The sequence below is a fragment of the Planomicrobium sp. CPCC 101079 genome (assembly GCF_007859275.1).
Classification (GTDB): domain Bacteria; phylum Bacillota; class Bacilli; order Bacillales_A; family Planococcaceae; genus Planococcus.
On the sequence record NZ_VOHC01000028.1, the window covers coordinates 279,130 to 295,035 of the forward strand.

General features: G+C 44.8%; 17 protein-coding genes. 6 read left to right on the forward strand and 11 right to left on the reverse strand.

Features of this window, described 5'->3' with window-relative positions; genetic code table 11:
• Positions 1-28: 28 nt before the first annotated feature.
• Positions 29-1,666, reverse strand: a complete 1,638-nt coding sequence (locus FQV28_RS13505; RefSeq protein ID WP_146497021.1) for an ABC transporter substrate-binding protein — start codon at positions 1,664-1,666, stop codon at positions 29-31.
• 199 nt (positions 1,667-1,865) lie between these two features.
• On the opposite strand from FQV28_RS13505, the gene FQV28_RS13510 reads away from it, so the two are divergent.
• Positions 1,866-2,654: an alpha/beta fold hydrolase gene (locus tag FQV28_RS13510; RefSeq protein WP_146497022.1), complete on the forward strand. Its 789-nt coding sequence runs from the start codon at positions 1,866-1,868 to the stop codon at positions 2,652-2,654.
• Between the two features lie 107 nt (positions 2,655-2,761).
• Here the strand turns inward: FQV28_RS13510 and FQV28_RS13515 are convergent, their stop codons facing one another.
• The 4 genes from FQV28_RS13515 to FQV28_RS13530 form a co-directional block, all read right to left on the reverse strand.
• Positions 2,762-4,297 (reverse strand): solute symporter family protein, encoded by a 1,536-nt coding sequence (locus FQV28_RS13515; RefSeq protein ID WP_146497023.1) that lies wholly within the window; start codon positions 4,295-4,297, stop codon positions 2,762-2,764.
• Complete coding sequence (locus tag FQV28_RS13520; RefSeq protein WP_255472947.1) at positions 4,294-4,701, reverse strand: DUF485 domain-containing protein; 408 nt, start codon at positions 4,699-4,701, stop codon at positions 4,294-4,296. Before FQV28_RS13520 ends, FQV28_RS13515 begins: the two co-directional genes overlap by 4 nt.
• Before the next feature lie 402 nt (positions 4,702-5,103).
• Positions 5,104-6,531: an anion permease gene (locus tag FQV28_RS13525; protein ID WP_146497024.1), complete on the reverse strand. Its 1,428-nt coding sequence runs from the start codon at positions 6,529-6,531 to the stop codon at positions 5,104-5,106.
• A gap of 78 nt (positions 6,532-6,609) precedes the next feature.
• Entirely contained in the window at positions 6,610-7,581 is a 972-nt protein-coding gene (locus FQV28_RS13530) for a S8 family peptidase (RefSeq protein WP_146497025.1), read from the reverse strand.
• 157 nt (positions 7,582-7,738) lie between these two features.
• Here FQV28_RS13530 and FQV28_RS13535 point away from each other — a divergent pair, with 157 nt between their 5' ends.
• Together FQV28_RS13535 and FQV28_RS13540 are read left to right on the forward strand one after the other, a co-directional pair.
• Positions 7,739-8,146 (forward strand): GNAT family N-acetyltransferase, encoded by a 408-nt coding sequence (locus FQV28_RS13535; RefSeq protein WP_146497026.1) that lies wholly within the window; start codon positions 7,739-7,741, stop codon positions 8,144-8,146.
• Positions 8,147-8,336: 190 nt separating this feature from the next.
• Positions 8,337-9,386, forward strand: a complete 1,050-nt coding sequence (locus FQV28_RS13540; RefSeq protein WP_146497027.1) for a saccharopine dehydrogenase family protein — start codon at positions 8,337-8,339, stop codon at positions 9,384-9,386.
• A gap of 27 nt (positions 9,387-9,413) precedes the next feature.
• On the opposite strand, the gene FQV28_RS13545 is transcribed toward FQV28_RS13540, so the two are convergent.
• The 3 genes from FQV28_RS13545 to FQV28_RS13555 all read right to left on the reverse strand — a co-directional run bounded on the left by FQV28_RS13545 (position 9,414) and on the right by FQV28_RS13555 (position 11,455).
• Positions 9,414-10,163, reverse strand: coding sequence for an ABC transporter permease (locus FQV28_RS13545; protein ID WP_146497028.1), 750 nt, complete (start codon positions 10,161-10,163; stop codon positions 9,414-9,416).
• Positions 10,160-10,891, reverse strand: a complete 732-nt coding sequence (locus FQV28_RS13550; RefSeq protein ID WP_146497029.1) for an ABC transporter ATP-binding protein — start codon at positions 10,889-10,891, stop codon at positions 10,160-10,162. The genes FQV28_RS13545 and FQV28_RS13550 overlap by 4 nt, the downstream gene beginning before the upstream one ends.
• A gap of 63 nt (positions 10,892-10,954) precedes the next feature.
• Complete coding sequence (locus tag FQV28_RS13555) at positions 10,955-11,455, reverse strand: ferritin (protein WP_146497030.1); 501 nt, start codon at positions 11,453-11,455, stop codon at positions 10,955-10,957.
• A gap of 240 nt (positions 11,456-11,695) precedes the next feature.
• Here FQV28_RS13555 and FQV28_RS13560 point away from each other — a divergent pair, with 240 nt between their 5' ends.
• The 3 genes from FQV28_RS13560 to FQV28_RS13570 are packed head-to-tail and all read left to right on the forward strand — an operon-like array spanning position 11,696 to position 14,107.
• Positions 11,696-12,457: a GTP cyclohydrolase II gene (locus tag FQV28_RS13560; RefSeq protein WP_146497031.1), complete on the forward strand. Its 762-nt coding sequence runs from the start codon at positions 11,696-11,698 to the stop codon at positions 12,455-12,457.
• A complete protein-coding gene (gene ribD / locus FQV28_RS13565) occupies positions 12,444-13,547 on the forward strand; it encodes a bifunctional diaminohydroxyphosphoribosylaminopyrimidine deaminase/5-amino-6-(5-phosphoribosylamino)uracil reductase RibD (protein ID WP_146497032.1) in 1,104 nt (367 codons plus the stop codon). The genes FQV28_RS13560 and ribD overlap by 14 nt, the downstream gene beginning before the upstream one ends.
• Complete coding sequence (locus FQV28_RS13570; RefSeq protein ID WP_146497033.1) at positions 13,544-14,107, forward strand: 5' nucleotidase, NT5C type; 564 nt, start codon at positions 13,544-13,546, stop codon at positions 14,105-14,107. The genes ribD and FQV28_RS13570 overlap by 4 nt, the downstream gene beginning before the upstream one ends.
• Before the next feature lie 66 nt (positions 14,108-14,173).
• On the opposite strand, the gene FQV28_RS13575 is transcribed toward FQV28_RS13570, so the two are convergent.
• From FQV28_RS13575 to FQV28_RS13585, 3 genes are all read right to left on the reverse strand, one after another.
• Positions 14,174-14,542: a nuclear transport factor 2 family protein gene (locus FQV28_RS13575; RefSeq protein ID WP_146497034.1), complete on the reverse strand. Its 369-nt coding sequence runs from the start codon at positions 14,540-14,542 to the stop codon at positions 14,174-14,176.
• A gap of 23 nt (positions 14,543-14,565) precedes the next feature.
• Complete coding sequence (locus FQV28_RS13580; RefSeq protein WP_146497035.1) at positions 14,566-14,865, reverse strand: hypothetical protein; 300 nt, start codon at positions 14,863-14,865, stop codon at positions 14,566-14,568.
• An 83-nt stretch (positions 14,866-14,948) separates the two neighbouring features.
• Entirely contained in the window at positions 14,949-15,860 is a 912-nt protein-coding gene (locus FQV28_RS13585; RefSeq protein WP_146497036.1) for an NAD(P)/FAD-dependent oxidoreductase, read from the reverse strand.
• Between the last annotated feature and the right edge of the window lie 46 nt (positions 15,861-15,906).

Sequence of the window (15,906 nt, forward strand, 5' to 3'; positions counted from 1 at the left end):
TGTTTTGCCATGAAATCATTGAGGCTGTTTATTGATTGGTCAAATAGACTTCAGTCAGTAAATCGTTGCTCATTGGGTGCGGCTCGTAACCCTCTACATAATTCATCTGCGCCAGCGGCGGCGTGGTGTATGCCAGCATGACCCAAGGCGCGTCTTGTTGGAAAAGCTGCTGCGCTTGTTTGTATAATTCGATTCGCTTGTCCTGATCAATTGTTTCACGCGCTTCCGTAATCAATGATGTGAATTCATCACTCTTATAAAAAGCAATATTTTGGGCCGGCTTTTCCGTATTGGTTTTACTGAGGTTCGGATATAGGAAATTGTCCGGATCGGCCATGACGCCTGTCCAGCCATACATCGCCATACTGTGCTTCCCTTGTTTTGTATCATCCAAATAAGTTGCCCATTCCGAAGAAATGATTTCTGCTGTGATGCCGACTTCAGCCAAATCCGATTGGATAGCTTCTGCAATTTTCACCGGTTCCGGCAAATAAGGGCGCGGGTTGCTCATCGTATACAATTCCGTTTCAAAACCGTTTTCATAACCCGCTTCTGCCAATAGTTTTTTCGCTTCTTCTACATTGTAGTCATATGGTTTTAATGTGTCATCATATCCCCATAGCGATGGAGGCAACGGACTTGTAGCGGTTTCTGCAAGGCCATTATAGAAAGCGTTGATGATTTCTTCCTTGTTGATAGCCATATTAATTGCTTGGCGCACTTTTGGGTCATCAAACGGCTCTTTTTCGGTATTGAGGGCCATATAGCCGATATTGAAACTTGGGCGTTTCAATAATTCCAGTCCTTGCGTTTCTTCAACCATATCCGTATCGGTTGCATTCATGCCATCCAATATATCGATTTCCCCTGTTTGCAATGCATTAAGCCGAGCGGAGTTTTCTGGTATTACTTGGAAAATGACTGTATCCAAATAGGGTTTGCCTTCCATCCAATAATCGGGGTTTTTGGCTAATGTAATGGTATTGTTTCGGTTCCATTCTTCAAATGTAAATGGTCCTGTACCGACTGGATGCTCATTTACATCGCCCTCAAATTGCTCAATCGCTGCTGGGCTGGCGATTCCAAACATCGAAATAGCCAAGTAGCTCAAAAATGGAGCAGTTTTCCGCTTCAACTTTATTTCAAGTTCATATTCACCGGTCGCTTTTACATGTTCGATTAAATGGTTTTCATCCCCTTTAAATCCTCCATATAGAAATGGATAGTAAGGAAAATCACCTTTGTGGTATGGATTTTCCGGATCCATCCATCGTTCAAAGTTAAACACGACGGCTTCAGCATTAAAATCGGTTCCATCATGGAATTTAACTCCTTTACGCAGCTGGAACGTCCATGTTAATTCATCTTCACTTGAACTGTATTCCGTCGCCAACTTTGGTTGCAGTTCTAAGTTTTCATCATACTCAAGCAGCGTTTCAAAAATATTATGCGTCACTCGTATGGACTCTCCGTCCGTCACATTAATCGGATCTAAGCTTACGGCATCAGCTCCCCGCCCATAAACAAGCGTCCCTCCTTGCTTCTCTGCTTCAGAAACCGTACCGCCGCTTTCAGCGGGCGCAGCTTCGTTTCCCCCTGAACAAGCGGATAACATTAATGTAAACACCAGCATTAAGTGAAACTGGCCAAATTTTTTTAGTTTCATCTTTCTTCCCCCTTTCGGTTGTCGAAATATTTTTAATTATACGAAAGTTATGAGCAATTTTCTATAACCTTAGCAAATTTTTATGTTTTTTTATTTTCCTTCTATTTATTAGCCTAGCTTTTGCTGATAAGGGTATAGAGGAACAATCACATTAGGGTTGTACCCATCGTTACATTCCCATGAGAAGTGGAGGATATTTATGCCTTATGCAACTATAGAAGAATCAGTTTCCCTTTATTTTGAGACGCATGGCACCGGACTGCCGATTGTCTTCATCCATCCGCCTGTCATTGGCCATCGAGTTTTTAAGCATCAGCAGAAGCTTTCCAAGCATTATCAAATTATCTTTTATGATCTCCGCGGCCACGGCCAAAGCTCGAATGGAGAGGCACCTCTGTCCATCTTCCTCTTAGCTACTGATTTAAAAAAATTGCTCGATGAAATCGGCGTCGAAAAAGCGGTGATTTGCGGTTTTTCAAATGGAGGTACCATTGCACAGGAATTTGCTTTGTTGTACCCTGAACGGACAGCCGCTTTAATATTAAGCGGTGGATATTCCCGGGTAAACAGCCCCAACCTATACGGTTTACTTCATTTCGCTATGTTGATGGCAAAGTTGGGTAAAGTCCCTTTTCTCGCCAAGCTGCAAGCCAGAACTCATAAGTATTTTAAAGAAGATGAACAAGAGTTTTTCAATTACGGCAAAAACGCCGATGCCCAAAAGGTCTATGAATATTGCCGGGCAGGACTTGACTATAATGCCAGTCTTTCCCTTCATCGTTTAGAGATGCCGATCTTATTGGTATATGGCTCGTTTGAAGTGGCCATGCACCACTATGGAAAAGATTTTCAAAAAGCGGCTTCTCAAACGGAAATACAGTATATAAAAGGGGCTTCTCATAGAGTGCCCCCACGGCATTTCCTTAAATTCAACAGGGCCATCCATAAATTTTTGCAAAAACAAAACAAGCCATCTCCCCTTTCCTAGAAGGGAGATGGCTTGTTTTCTGCCTAGGTGTTCCGTCATTGGTTCCAGTCTCAACAAAAAACCGCCTTCTCTATAGAGAAAGCGGTTCTTCTGATTGATAAAATTATTTAAAGCTGTCTGAAACCGCCGGTATTGGCCCGGACTTTGACTTCGGAATATTTTCTGACGTCGCTTTCTTTTGAAAGCAGCGTACCGACTACTCCACCGATAAAGCCAAGTGGGATTGAGACAATCGCCGGGTTTGTCAGCGGGAAAATTGGCGTACCTGTAATAATGGCAGCTCCTGCTTCTGGATTCATAACGCTTGGGCTGATCGATACAAGAACCAGGGCGGAAATTAAACCAGTAAAGATAGCCGCCATTGCTCCCGTTGTATTGAATTTTTTCCAGAAAATCGTATAAACGATAACCGGCAAGTTTGCACTCGCCGCAATACAAAATGCCAATGATACTAAAAATGCGACGTTCAAGCTTTGTGCAAAAATTGCCAGTAAAATCGATAATGCCGCCACTCCAACAGATGCATATCTGGCAGCCAGCATTTGCTGGCGCTCTGTGGCTTTCCCTTTTTTGATGATTTGGCCGTAAATGTCATGGGCAAATGCTGAAGCGCCCGACAAGACCAAGCCTGCCACAACCGCTAAGATGGTGGCAAAAGCGACCGCAGAAATGAAGGACATCAAAATGTCTCCGCCCAGTGCCTGAGCCAGCAGCGGCGCCGCCATGTTGCCTGCAGCATTTGTGCTGATGATTGTTTCTGAACCAACAAATGCAGCAGCACCGAATCCAAGGAAAATCGTCATAACATAGAAAATCCCGACAATCCAAGTTGCCCACATAACTGAACTTCTCGCAGTTTTTGCATCCCTTACCGTAAAGAATCGCATCAGAATATGCGGCAAGCCTGCTGTACCCAGTACCAACGCAAGCATAAGAGAGATGGTATCCAATGGAATCTTATACCTGACTCCAGGATTCAAGAAAGCTTCCCCGTGCGGAGTGGCTGTTTTCACTTGGGCGAACATCTCCAGGATACTGAAATCGAAACGCTGCAGCACCAAGAACGACAAGATTACCGTACCGACCATCAACAAGACCGCTTTGATAATTTGAACCCAGCTTGTTGCTGTCATGCCGCCGAACAATACATAGATGGTCATCATGATTCCTACAAGCAAAACGGCCCATAAATAATCGATGCCGAATAATAATTGAATAAGTGCGCCTGCCCCTACAAGCTGGGCGATCATGTAGAAAATAACAATTGTGATAGAACTCAGAGCCGCCGCTCCGCGCACTTTCTTTGCATCAAAACGGGCATTGATCATATCCGCCAAGGTGAATTTCCCAAGGTTGCGAAGAGGCTCTGCCACTACGAACAAAACAACCAAATAGGCTACCAGATATCCGATGGAAAATAAGAATCCGTCAAAACCAAACAATGCAATAGATCCGGCAATCCCCAAGAATGAAGCTGCCGACAAATAATCCCCTGCAATCGCCATTCCGTTTTGCCAGCCTGTCAAACCGCCGCCTGCCGTATAAAAATCGCTGGTAGTGTTCGTACGCTTTGCCGCAAAGTAAGTAATGACAAGGGTCATCGCCACGATGATTAAAAAGATAATGATTACAGTAGCATTCATCGGTTTTCCTCCTTGTCATAGTTGAATTCTTTTAACGTTTTTGTAGCCATTTCATCAAATTTTTCCGCCCGTTTCATGTAAACGGTTACAAGTATCCACGTCATGGCGAATAGCCCAAAAGCAAATACCCATACCCATGAAATATCTCCAATGAACGGATTGTCCAACCAATCTGTATACGAAATGACGAAATTAAAAAGCAGATACAAGCCTAAAAACAATGTAATGGCTGGTATCAAGAACGCCTTTTTCTTCTTCATCAGGTCTCTAAAACCAGCCGACGCTTCGATTGCATCAAAATTTGGCCCCGCTTCTTTAACAACATTGCCATTTTCCGATTCGCCGCGCTTTTTTCCTTTGACCTGAACAGCACGTGTTTTACTTCCTGCAATGGTTTTCGCCAATACTAACACCCCTCTTTGATTTAATTTTCTGAATCTAAAAACAATTAAAACATGTATAATTTTACAAGTCAATACAATAAGATACCGATCGGTATGATAATTTACTTGTATCGTTGAAGGAGGCTTTAATACAAAGATCCCTCTCCATATACAGGGGAAGAATCTTTGTAGCTTGTCGAAAAACTTTTATTCTTTGCTGCATTGAAACTGTTATCGTTCTTGCTATTTTTGCAAAACAGCTGCGCTTGCCGATGGCTCACCAAATTGATTAGAGCGGAACGCGTCCGGCTGGAGCGCAATGAACACTTTCTAAAACCTGAAAAAATCCCTCTCTTAATAAATAAGAGAGGGATTTTTTCGAATTACTAAGTTGCTCTTTTAATTTTCATATTTCATCTAGCTTTACCAAAGGCCCAGCAATTTCCACCAAAGTCCTCCAGCACCTATCCAGACAACAATATGAATGACGGAAATAATAAATCCAAGCATCCACCATTTTTGCTGGCTTACGTAGCCACTCCCGAAAAAGACAGGCGCAGGACCAGCCCCGTAATGGGTCAAACAGCCAAATAAGTTGCTGAAAAACGCCAAAATCAAAGCGGATAGAAGAGGCGGAGCCCCGGCCGCCACAATAACGGATAGAAACGCTGCATACATCGCGCTGACATGCGCGGTGTTGCTCGCAAAAAAGTAATGGGAATAAAAATAAGCGATTGCCAATACAATTAAAGCAGTCATCCACGATAACTGGCTTGCAGATTCCTGCATCAACCCGCTGAACCAAGGAATCATCCCCAATTCATTCAGGTAAGTTGCCATCATGACCAGTACAGCAAACCAGACCAGTGTATCCCAGGCCCCCTGTTCTTTTTTGATGTCCGTCCAAGTAAGAACTTGCGTCAGCAAAAGAACGCATAGGCCTACAAATGCGCTGGTAGTGGCACTAATATCGAATTGGGTGCCAAAAATCCAAAGAAAAAGCAATAAGAAGAACACGCCAATCATGGACTTTTCTTCTCGTTTCAGCGATCCCATCTCTTTTAATTTTCGGCCGGCGATGTCTGCAGCTTCCGGTGTCTCTTTCAACTCCGGCGGATAAAGCTTGTAAATAACTAAAGGGATGATAAAAAGACTGATAAGACCAGGCACAATTGCGGCCAATGCCCATCCTCCCCATGTGATCGTCTCGCCTGTAATGTCTTGCGTAATTTGAACGGCTAATGGATTGGCGGCCATTGCAGTCACGAACATAGCAGACGTAATCATATCACCTTGGAAAGATACTTTTGTCAGAAAGGCACCGACTCTTCGCTCAGTTCCGTCCCCGACTCTTGACTCGTACGTTTCAGAAAGCGAGCGGATAATCGGAAAAATAATTCCGCCAGCGCGAGCTGTATTGGAAGGCATTGCAGGCGCCAGTATAAGATCGCTGAAAAGCATCGAATAGGACAACCCCAATGTTTTTTTCCCAAATAGCCGAACAAAAATATAGGCAATTCTGGTTCCGAGGCCCGTCTTGATAAACCCGCGGGAAATAAAGAACGCGATAACAATCAACCATATCGTAGTATTTTGAAAACCGCTCAATGATTGCTCTAACGTTAAAGTTTTTGTTAAAACAATAAGTGTCAAAGCAATGATAGCTGTACTGCCCATTGGTACTGGCTTGATGACCAAAGCGACTATTGTCGCCACGAAAATGCTGAATAGATGCCACGCTTCCGTCTCTAGTGCGGAAGGCGCTGGAATAAACCACAATACGAGGCCAATTGCTACGCATATTAAAAGGGAGCGCCAATTTACTTCTCCCTGTTTTTTCTCTGTAGGCACTGCTGCTTTCCTCCTCTTTTCTCTTTCTGCTTCTTAACAAAGAAGCAAGGGTTTATGGCGACCATAAACCCTTATAGATTATACGCCTCCTCTATTGTCAAGTCCAAAAAACTGTTCGATTTTCTCTAAAGCATCCAGTTCCACTAAACCGTTCCCTTCTGCTGTTTTTGGGTAGCCAAGCGGCACTGTTCTCCGGACAAGCTGGGCATACAATTCTGCTTCTGTCAGGTTACGGGCAAATTCTTTTTCTGCTATATTTTTAATCAATGCTAAAGCACCTGAAACATGGGGGGTCGCCATCGATGTCCCAGACAAGCTGGCGTATTGCCCGTCCAAATAGGTGGAATGTATGTTGACACCGGGCGCCACAAGATCTATTTCATCGTTCGTATTGCTGAACGACGCAATTTTCCGGTTAAAATCAACAGCCCCTACTTGGATCACTTCTCTATAAGCCCCGGGATAGCCTAATTCGTCGGTGTCAGGACTGGAGTCGCCTTCGTTGCCAGCAGCACAAACAACTGGAATTCCTGCAGTTACTGCACGCTTGATCGCTTCATGGAGCTCAGGTACATCATCTGGCCCACCGAGAGACATTGAGATGACAGTCGTTTTTTCGCCGCGCGGTCCTGTCCAATCGATTGCGTAATGGATGGCTTCAATAATCCCTGCATAATCGCCGCTGCCTTTAGCATCCAGCACTTTCAAAATGAGGAGCTGCGCTTCAGGAGCCACTCCAGCTACACCCCCATCTCTTAAAGAAGCGGCAGCCGTTCCAGCAACGTGCGTGCCATGGCCATTATTATCTTCGAAATTTGCTTCATCGTTACTATAATCTGGCGTGAAATTCCGTCCGGCAACAATGCGGTCTTCTAAATCCGGGTGATTGGATTGGCAGCCTGTGTCCAAAATCGCAATAACATTGCCTTGGCCGCCTTCCGCTTTTCCCCATACTTCCGGTGCCTTGATCATCCGAACGCCTTCTGGAATTTGCGGGGCCACAGTTATTATTTCTTCAATGCGATAAGGAATAAGATGGATTCTATTCATTCTTCCCCCTCCTTAGTTAGAAGCAAAAGCTAGTGCTCCGTTTCTTACCCCTCTCTTCCCTTTTTTTCTTTTTCTGAAAACTTTTTATCGATGTCTAGCAATTATTAACACTAAATGGCATGATAAGGATTAAAAAAGAGGGAATGGAGGGCTTGCCATGGCCATACGTTACGAAAGCGCCGTGCCTGAAAAAAAAGCTTTTTTCGCTTTGTTTGCGACAACCGGATGGAATGCCAAATACAGTTTTACAGCGGACGATTTGGCGACAGCGATCAGTAACAGCTATTTTATGGTTTGTGCTTATAGCGGCGAAAAGCTTGTCGGCACAGGGCGCATTATCTCGGATGGTGTTTATCAAACCTTGATTGGCGATATGATTGTTCATCCGGACTTTCAAAAGCAAGGCATCGGAAGCGAAATACTAACTACGCTTCTAGCAAAATGCCAAGAAGATGGCATGAAGCAAGTCCAACTTGCGAGCGCAAAAGGAAAGATGGAATTTTATAAAAAATTTGGTTTTGAAGCTCGGCCTGCCGATGCACCTGGGATGCAAAAATACCTGTAATTTTATATACTCCTGTATTCTCAATAAATTATACTTATGAGCAACAAACAATTGTCAGGACACAAAAGGATGATGAGCTTACTGTCCAGGTGAGAGAACAGCGATAATTCGTCTATACAAAGTTTCTTTGCTTTTAGGCTTTAATTACAGTGAAAGTTCATAAAAGCAACTGGAAAAGAGGTAACAGCAAATGAAAAAGAAATGGATGATTTATGGAGCAAGCGGCTATACAGGGGATTTGATTGCACATGAAGCAGCAGAACGCGGCCTATCTCCGGTTCTAGGAGGCCGCAGCGAAGAAAATCTTTTGCCTCTTGCTATCAAACTGAAATTGGAGGTTCGGGAATTCCCAATTGACGCCGAAGCCTCCAAATTTTTAGAAGACATCGATTTGGTGCTTCACTGTGCCGGCCCTTTCAGCAACACCAGCGCTCCCATGATTGAAGCTTGCATCGCAGCAAAAACCCATTACTTGGATATAACAGGCGAGATTGCTGTTCTTGAACATACACAGGCCAAAAACCTATTGGCTGAAGAACGCGGTGTCATTCTTTGTTCAGGCGTCGGATTCGATGTGATTCCGACCGACTGCATTGCGTTAAAACTAAAAGAGCTATTGCCTGACGCCACCCATCTCTCACTCGGATTCGATTCAGACTCGGGAATATCGCCGGGAACGATGAAAACAATGATTCAAGGGCTTGGTTCGGGAAGTGCGGAACGACGGAGTGGCACATTGACTCCAGTGCCGCTTGGAAGCCAGAGCCGCACCATCGACTTTGGCAGAGGCGCCCGTTCTGCGATGGGCATTCCATGGGGCGACGTATCGACGGCATTTCACACGACCGGCATCCCGAACATCTCCACCTGGATCCCAATGGCGAAATACCGCATTTTAGGCGCGCGGTTGCTTTCAGGATTCGGCCCTGCGCTCGCAACTTCTTTCATGCAAAAAAAATTGGCGGATTGGGTGGACCGAAACATTAGTGGTCCGGATGAAGCCTTGCGATCCAGCGCTCCTGCATTTGTTTGGGGAGAAGCAAGAAATGCCAGTGGACAAGTGAAAACTGTACGGATTCAGACCGCTAATGTCTATGACCTTACCGTATATGGCTCGCTCGCTATAGTGGAGAAGCTGCTTAACGGCCATTACAAAGGCGGCAGCTTTACACCTGCCGGCCTTTTTGGGGCACAGTTGATTGAAGAATTGCCGGGTTCCGGAACTTTTCAAATTGAATAAAAAAAGCTGGCCCGCGTTGATTGCGGGTCAGCTTTTTAGCAATTGCATTCGTTGGTTGAAAAGAGTTGGATAAGACAAAAATCCGAGCATTACACTGGTGACTGCGGCAGTCGTCAGGAGCAGGAACATGATAAGCAATTGGAATTGCACAGCTTGAATCGGATCTGCACCTGCAATAATTTGGCCGCTCATCATCCCTGGCAGCTGGACGAGCCCTACCGTTTTTTGGCTTTCAATCGTCGGAATCATGCTCGCTTTGATGGAATGCATCAGCTGAGTATGTATCGCTTGCTTCGGCGTTCCGCCGAGCGATAAGACGAGCTCCGTTTCATCTTGATGTGTTTCAACTTCGGCAGTAAAGCGGTTTAGGAACAAAATCGCCAGCACCATCGAGTTTCCGATGACCATGCCGCTGATTGAAATAATGTATTGCGCGGTAGGTGGTGTAACCCCGAAGCCAAGCAGCACGCTTTGCGTTAAAACTTCAACAAACACTAATGTCGCGGCAACTTTCCACACAATGCCTTTAATGGCGATTCCTTTTTTCTGGGCATTATGTGTCGCAGCAGCAATCATTAAGGTAACCATTAAGAAAATATACAACAAGCTTTCAGAATCGAAAACAAACTTTAAAATATAACCGACCGCTAACAGTTGAATGATAGAACGGACTGTTGCAATTACCGTATCTCTTTCTAATCCAAGGTTCAAGGTTTTTGAAAGCAAGAGCGGCAAAGCGACAAAAATCAGTGTAATCGACAGGGTCCAATAACTCATACCGCTCCCCCTTTCACAAAGTGCCTGACTTTATCGGTAGCCGGCGACTTCAAGAGCTCGCTTTCACCGGTTTCAATCACTTCGCCTTCCATCATCACCCATGTAAAATCACCGATCTCCAATGCCTGCTGTAAATTATGGGTAATCCAGATAATAGTGGTTTTATATTTTCGGTTGATTGCTGCAATGAGTTCTTCTATTTCCTTTAGTGAGGTCCGGTCTAATGATGAAGTGATTTCGTCAAGCAATAATATGTCCGGCCGATTTACCAGCGTCCGCGCAATGGAGACTTTTTGGCGCTGGCCGCCTGACAGGTCGCTGACTTTCCGGTGCATAAACTCTTCTTCCAGCCCGACATCATGCAACAGCTGCTTTGCCGCATCTGCAGAAAGTTTTTTGCTCTGAAGTTCCATCGGCAATGCCAGATTGTCATAAACAGTACCGCTGACCATCGGGGCGCTTTGTAGCGCAATCCCAACCAATCGGCGCAATTCAGTTGGTTCATAGCTGTTAATTGGCTGGCCTTTGACGTACAGTTCGCCTGAACTTGGCGACAGCAACCCATTGCACAATTTTAATAAGGTGGTTTTGCCGGCGCCCGACGGCCCGACCAATGTCGTTATTTTCCCTTCCGGAAATGAACCGGTAATGCGTTTCAATATTTTGTTGCCGTCAATGATATAACTGACCTGATTGAGGTGCACAGCTGGTTTGTAATCAGTAAACATGTCCCCACTTCCTTCTATAACAACAAAACGGCACACTAGTAAGTGTGTGCCGCTTTTTAATTATTATGCTTCTTCCATTCTTCGTGCAGCAAATTCATCGTTCATTTTTAAGAAATATTCTCCGCCTTCTGTAATGTTTTTCATGCGTGTGATGGTATCGCGGAACAGCTTTTCTTCCTCCATCTGCTCTTCGATAAACCAATCCAGAAAAGATGCAGTGGCATGTTCCTGCAAGTCAGCGGCTAATGTCACCAGCGCATAAATGTGGCTGGTCACATCTTTTTCTTGGGCCAACGAGCTTTCGAGCACGTCCATCGCATCTGCATAATGGTTTTTCGGTTCTGCCAACGCTTGCAATACCGGCTTCTCATCCATCGTGACCAAGAAATGATAAAATTTCATTGCGTGAAAATGTTCTTCTTGCGCTTGTATTAAATAGAAATTGGCGAAACCATGGTACCCTTTTTTCGAAAAATAGGCTGCCATTGCGGTATACGAATGCGCTGCTTGTAATTCGTTATTAAACTGATCATTTAAAGCCAATGTCAATTTTGCTGGTAACATGCTTATTCCTCCTCTTCCTTATTTAGAATTATTATAATGTAGCAAATATAGCATATCCGCCTTCTAATTGCAAAGCCAGCATGAACTTTCGGACAGCGCTTTTCAACTAATTTCCATGCTGAATATCTTTAATTCAAAGAAATATTGAAAATGTGAAGAAATAATAGATTACTTTTAGTAAGCAGTTGTAGTATGATAACTATACAAATTAGAAACATCCACTTTAGGGGGACAATCTTTATGGAAACTATGAAACTTGAACCGAAAGTTTTTGAAGTGTTAAAAGATAAAATACAAATGATCTCATCTGACGAAGGTGCCATTTACTTAGTGGGGCCAATCCGGCTGCCAGTCAATCTATACGGTGAAACGGTCGTATTCAACTGGTATTGCTGGCTCAATTACGATGAAGTAACCGAAGACTACGGACGCATTATCGAGAAGCTCTCTTCTTCGAATTTGGCCGAGTACCAGCAATCCAGCGTGCTTGTTTATGGGGATTTTGAAAAAGCGGAAGATGCCTTGATTCGCATGCATTCGATTTGCCACACTGGCGATATTTTTGGAAGTAAGCGCTGCGACTGCGGTTTCCAACTGAAAAAATCGATGAAACAAATTGTGGAGTCCGGCACTGGCGCCTTGTTCTATTTGGCAAATCACGAAGGGCGAGGCATTGGCCTATTTAGTAAAGCAATGGCTTACGTTCTCCAAGAAAATGGCTATGACACAGTAGAAGCAAACGAAAGTCTGGGATTTGTCGATGATTCGAGAAATTACGGAGATGCTATTGCTGTTTTGAAAACCTTGCGTTCAAGACCGGTCACCCTTATCACCAACAACCCGAAAAAATTGGCCGCGCTAGAAGAAGCTGGATTGCAGCTTACCGGAAGAGCCTCTATATGGGGAGACGAATCTGAATTCAATTCAAATTACTTGCAAACCAAAATCAACCGCTCAGGCCACTTAAAGAATGAGGAGGCTTCTGTCCATGTCGCACCATGAATTCCACATGGATTTAGCCTTGACCAATGCCCGGACAATGAAAGGCCAAACCGACCCAAACCCACTCGTCGGCTCTGTCATCGTCAACAATCAGCGGATTGTCGGAATCGGCGCCCATTTGAAAGCAGGCGAACCGCACGCTGAAATCCACGCAATCCGTATGGCTGGGGACTTGGCGCGGGGCGGAACAATCTACGTCACGCTTGAACCTTGCTCTCACTATGGGCGGACAGGCCCATGCGCCCAAGCCATTATCGATGCCGGCATCAAGACAGTCATCGTCGCTGCACTTGATCCCAATCCGCTTGTTTCCGGGAATGGTGTAAAGATGCTCAAAAATGCCGGCATTGAAGTCATAGTGGGGATCCGAGAAGAAGAATCGCGGAAAATGAACGAAGTGTTCAATAAGTTTATCATTGAAAAAATACCTTTTGTGACTTTAAAAGCCGCTTCTACGTTGGACGGCAAAATCGCAACTCATTCTTTGGACAGCAAATGGATCACTTCGGCAGGTGCCCGTCAGGATGTACACCGACTGAGAAGTGAACATATGGCGATTTTGGTCGGTGTAGGAACTGTTATCGAAGATGACCCGGAATTGACCGCCCGCATTCCCAACGGCCGCAACCCGCTTCGCATTGTGATGGATTCGAAACTTCGTATCCCACTAGAAGCAAAGCTGTTAAATGACGGATTAGCAGAAACTTGGATTTTCACGAGCCAGAAATACAACCAGCAAAAGCGGCAACAGCTTGAAGCTCAGGGAATTTCCATCTTTGAGACAAGCGGTGAAAGTCGGGTGGATGTGCAAGACGTGGTTCGCATACTTGGAGAAAAATCCATCTCCTCCCTCTTTATCGAAGGCGGCGGGACGATCAATTCAGCGTTTCTAGAGCAAGGGTTGATTGATAAAGTGGTGCTGTATTTTGCCCCGAAACTTATTGGCGGCAAAGACGCGCCTACTTTCATTGAGGGTGAAGGGATTGAATTGATGAAAGACGCGGTAGAACTAGTAGACGGGGAATTCACAAAAGTCGGGACGGACTTCCGGTTTACTGGTTATCCCGAAAAACAAGGAGCAAATAAATGAGATTCGGTTTTGATATAGACGATACATTGATTGGATTGCGCGAGTATGCGTTCAATCTGTACCAAAAAAAGCTTGGCCAAACTGTGTCAATGGATGTTTTCCATGCTCTTGAGCGGGTGGAAATACATGAAGCGTTTGGCATGACAGACCAAGAAGGTGCAGAAATGTGGAATAGCTCGCTGGAAGAAATTTATTATTCCGACTGCCCTCCTTATCCTGGAGCAATCAATTTCCTTCAGCAGCTTGAAACAGAAGGCCATGAAATCTACTATATAACGGCGCGAAGCGCCAAACATGCTGAAAATACGAAGGAATGGATGAAACGGCAAGGTTTTCCCGTACGCGATGACCGCTTTTTCTGCGGCATGAAAGATGCGGAGAAAGTGGAAATCATTAAAAATTTGCAGCTGGACTATTATGTTGACGATAAACCCTCAGTGATAGATACATTAGCTGGCAGCCCAGTCAAAGTACTGGTAAAAGACCAATCGTATAATCGCCACTTGGATATGCCCCGCATCAAACAATGGGCGGATTTTAAAAATTTGATCAAGAATTAAAATTAAAGAGGCTGACCTTAAAACGGCAGTAAAAAAAGCGGCTCCGTCATTCGGAGCCGCTTTTTTTCATGCCACTTTATTCGCTTCGTTCAAACCGCTTGTGCTGAATGCGTCGTCAATATTATCAAACCGTTCAAGCCGTGTCACTTTGCCTTCTTTAATCTCCATGAATGTATAGACGATAACGTGCCCGTCTTGGTTTTCCCAGACTGCTTCTTGTTCATAAACAACGCGGTGGTCATCAGCATAACGGGTCATTGTATGCAACTTCACACCTGTATTCTCCATCCATTGGACAAGCAAGTCATGGCCGAAACCCGCCCCCCTCGGACCTATCAGTTCGATGTTTGGGTCAGATACTTCAAGAACGCCTTCCACATCTTGTGCGTTCACTTTATCAACCCAAACATCTGCCGTTTCAATCACGTTGCTCATGAAAAGCTCTCCTTTCGTCTACATCAATAATTGTCATTTTTCAACTTTTTGAAAGTGGTGACGAAATGCCCCGGATCTGTGTACACTTTATAGGCAACAACACCGCGGTGCGTATGCAGATACAATAGATTCGCTTCATCGGAAAAGGAACGATAAGACATGTCCCATACATTGGCCAAATGGAAATGTGATGCAGAAGTGGTCACTGTGTCTTCATACAGGTGGAGGGCATGTTCCGTATGGACGATTTTCATTTCACCGGCTTCGATCGATCGTTCAGTGTCAATGTACGTAATCGATGCCAATAGATTGGAATTGTCCATTTCACTGCCTCCCAGCGTTCTGTTTTCTGCAGTTTACCCCATGGAACGGGACGATAACAAGCGAAAGTTAAAATCTTCTCAAATTATTTCTCGGGGTCGAAGTATTCATTCGATAAATCGCCGTTGACGCCAATCGCCGCAGCACTTCCTTCCCCAGCCGCAATAACAAGTTGCGACGGGACGATAAGCGATGCATCCCCTGCGGCATAAACATTCCAGACATTGGTCCGGCCATATTCGTCGGTCTTGATGCCGCCGTAACTATTTTGTTCACAGCCGAGTTCATCAGCGAAAGAAGTAGAATGGCTCCAAAGCGGTGTTGTGAAGCCGCCTACCCGATCAATCAAGGTGCCATCCTCCAGCCTGACACTTCGCAATTGCCCGTTTTCCCCTTCCAGGCCACTGAGGATATCTTCGTAGACTTTGATGCCTTGCTTGATGAGACTCGCTTTTTCTTCTTCTTCAAGCCTGCCGATTCCGTTAGTGAATACCGCTAAATCCCGGCTCCAGTTATACACTTTCTTAGCAAGTGCATAAACGTTTTTATCTGCAATAACAGCAAGCGGCTGATCTTTCAATTCCCATCCGTCGCAATACGGGCAGCTATATAAACTTGTGCCGTAGTATTTCTCGATATCCGGAATATTCGGAAGCTGTTCTTTCACTCCCGCTGCCAGAATAATTTTGATGCTGTGAAAAGTTTCCCCTTCAGATGTTGTCAATTGATAATGCGTTTCGCTTAAACGCTCAATTCGATCAATTCTCTTTTTTTTCAATTCTACAGTATCGTACTTCTTAATATCTTGGCGGGCCAAGTGTTTAAGTTCTTCCGGCTGGATGCCGTCCCGCGTGATAAAGCCATGCGATTCCCGAGTAACCAAATTGCGTCCATTATCGTCATCAAAAAGAACTGTTTTCCGCCTTGATCTTCCCAAAACCAATGCTGCATTCAGGCCCGCAGGCCCGCCTCCAATAATTGCGCAATCGTATATCATAACATCCATCCTTCGCATAAATCGGTTACCTCAAATCTTCCCGCTC